Genomic DNA, 2,260 nt, shown 5'->3' with positions numbered 1-2,260 from the left:
CGCCACCGCCGACGCGCTGCGCGAGCGCATCGCGGCCATGCGCCCGCCCGCCGCCGCGCTCGCGGGCTGGGACGGCGCGCTGTTGTCGAACGCACTGTGGCGCATGAAGCAGGTGATCGACGTGTGGCAAGACTGCCGTTCGCTGCGCATCATCATCACGCGCGAAGAAGGCTCGTGGCGGCCGCACTTCCGCCACTGGCGTCTCGGCGGCACCCAGCGCTTCTACGACCGCGGCATCATGCTGTTCGCCACCGTGTCGGCGGGACTCGCCGTGGTGCTCGCGTGCAGCCTGTGGATCAGTTCGGGCTGGAACGACGGCGCCAGCGCGGTGACGCTCGCGGCGGTGGCCTGCTGCTTCTTTGCGACCCTCGACGAACCCGCACCGATGCTGATGCGCTTTTTCGTCGCGACCGCCTTCAGCGTGGTCGCGGCGGGCGTCTATCTGTTCGCGGTGCTGCCCCACGTGCACGACTTTCCGATGCTGGTGATCCTGTTCGCCGCGCCATTCATCCTTGTGGGCACGCTAATCCCGCGCCCGCAGTTCAACATGGCGACCGTGCTGGTCGCAGTGAACACCGCCACCTTCATCAGCATTCAGGACGCGTACGACGCGAACTTCCTCACGTTCCTGAACAGCAATCTCGCGGGCCTGGCCGGCCTGCTGTACGCGTACCTGTGGACGCGCGTGACACGCCCGTTCGGCGCAGAACTCGCCGCTTCGCGGCTCCTGCGTTCGAGCTGGGCCGACGTCGCGCTGACGGCCTCGACGCGGCCAATCGAAGACCCGCGCAATCTCGCCGCGCGCATGCTCGACCGCCTGATGCAGCTAATTCCGCGTCTGGCCGCCACCGACGATCATCGCCATCCGTCGATCGAGAGCTTCCGCGATCTGCGTATCGCCTTCAACGCGCTCGACCTGCGCCGCCTGACCCACAAACTCGGCGGCGAAGCGCCGGCCGCGATCGCCCACGTTCTCGATGGCGTGCGTACTTACTACGAGACGTGCGTCGACCACCGCAAGCGCGAGCCGGTACCCGAGAGCCTGATGCGGTCGATCGATGCCGCGGTCGCGCGCGTGACCTCACAGGGGCTCGCCAACGCGGCGGCGCCCACCGCCACGTCGCCAACCTCGGCACGCCAGTTGCGCGACGCGCTGCACGCGCTGATCGGCTTGCGTCTTTCGCTGTTTCCGGCGACGCTGACGTCACCGACGCCGCCCGAACCGGAGGCCGCTGTCTGATGGGCCCGTCCTGCAACCCGTTCCATCTTCCTGACTCCCGCGATGATCGGTGAAATCGATATCTTCGGCGTGTTCGTGCCGGCCGTGCTCGTGCTGATGTTCATCGCCTATCTGATCAACCTGATGATCCGCACGGTGCTCGGACGCGTCGGTTTCTACCGCTTCGTCTGGCATCGCTCCATCTTCGATCTCGGCATCTATGTGCTGGTGCTGGGCCTTGTCGTTGTCGTTTCGCACAGACTAATAACGTGAAAAAAACCTGGTTCTCCGTCGGTCAGATTGTGCTGACCCTGATCGTGGTCGTGGTGGCAGCCCTCGTGCTGTGGAAACTCGTCGCCTATTACATGTTCGCGCCGTGGACCCGCGACGGACACGTACGCGCCGACGTGATCCAGGTCGCCCCGGATATCTCGGGGCTGATCTCGTCGGTCGAGGTGGTGGACAACCAGCAGGTCAAGCAAGGCCAGGTGCTCTTCGTGATCGACCAGGCCCGCTACACGCTCGCGCTGCGCCAGGCGCAGGCCACCGCGCAGCAGCGGCGCGCGACGCTCGATCAGGCGCGCCGGGAAGATGCCCGCAACCGCAAGCTGGGCAAGCTGGTCGCCGCCGAGGTCGCGGAAGAAAGCCGCTCGCGCGTCGAGGCGGGCGAAGCCGCGCTTGCCGATGCGAACGTGGCGATCGACACCGCGAGGCTGAACCTGCAACGCGCGACGATCGTGAGCCCGGTCGACGGTTATCTGAACGACCGCGCGCCGCGCACCGGCGAATTCGTCGCGGCGGGCCGCGCGGTGGTCGCGGTGGTGGACATGCATTCGTTCCGCGTCGACGGCTATTTCGAGGAAACCAAGCTGCGCGGCATCGACATCGGCCAGCCGGTCGACATCACGGTGATGGGCGAGCCGGCCGCCTTGCGCGGGCACGTGCAGAGCATCGTCGCCGGCATCGAGGACCGCGACCGCACGCAAGGCTCGAATCTGCTGCCGAACGTGAATCCTGCGTTCAGCTGGGTGCGGCTCGCGC

3 protein-coding genes are annotated in these 2,260 nt (G+C 66.9%); all 3 read left to right on the top strand.

What is annotated here, in order from left to right; all coding sequences use genetic code 11:
* A partial coding sequence (locus tag CIC12_RS13955; protein WP_168664689.1) for an FUSC family protein occupies positions 1 to 1,240 on the top strand: 1,240 nt, incomplete at its 5' end.
* A 42-nt stretch (positions 1,241 to 1,282) separates the two neighbouring features.
* A complete protein-coding gene (locus CIC12_RS13950; protein ID WP_168664688.1) occupies positions 1,283 to 1,492 on the top strand; it encodes a DUF1656 domain-containing protein in 210 nt (69 codons plus the stop codon).
* The coding region (locus tag CIC12_RS13945) for an efflux RND transporter periplasmic adaptor subunit (protein WP_168664687.1) at positions 1,489 to 2,260 on the top strand (772 nt) is incomplete at its 3' end. The genes CIC12_RS13950 and CIC12_RS13945, both read left to right, overlap by 4 nt.

This window comes from Paraburkholderia sp. SG-MS1, assembly GCF_012275575.1.
Lineage (GTDB): Bacteria > Pseudomonadota > Gammaproteobacteria > Burkholderiales > Burkholderiaceae > Paraburkholderia.
Note: the sequence above shows the minus strand (reverse complement) of the source record. Positions and strands in the feature narration are given on the sequence as shown.

Bases quoted from the DNA above. Each gene is read 5' to 3' on its own strand.
- CIC12_RS13950 (WP_168664688.1), top strand. From the start codon at position 1,283: ATGATCGGTGAAATCGATATCTTCGGCGTGTTCGTGCCGGCCGTGCTC.